Raw genomic sequence first — 230 nt, 5'->3', positions numbered from 1 at the left:
TTTGCCTCGGCCAAGGGTGGCGGCGACGCGATAGGGCCGACCAAGCGCGGCAAGGGCGTCAAGATCATGGCTATCGTGGATCGACATGGTCTGCCGCTCTCGGTGAGTACACATGCGGCCAATCACCATGAGGTCACGCTGGTGCAACTGAGCTTTGACTTCTACATGATCGAAGCCAAGCCTGAACATCTGATTGGCGACAAGGCGTACGACAGCGATGGCCTGGATAC

The 230-nt window shown here is 58.3% G+C and carries 1 protein-coding gene; it reads left to right on the top strand.

Annotated features, from left to right (window positions below; translation table 11 throughout):
• A partial coding sequence (locus HGR_RS02785; protein ID WP_006296556.1) for a transposase occupies positions 1-230 on the top strand: 230 nt, incomplete at both ends.

Origin of the sequence: Hylemonella gracilis ATCC 19624 (assembly GCF_000211835.1) — a bacterium.
In the GTDB taxonomy this organism is placed as follows: domain Bacteria; phylum Pseudomonadota; class Gammaproteobacteria; order Burkholderiales; family Burkholderiaceae_C; genus Hylemonella; species Hylemonella gracilis.
The sequence above is the reverse complement of the archived record's forward strand: the minus strand, read 5'-3'. Positions and strand labels throughout refer to the sequence as shown.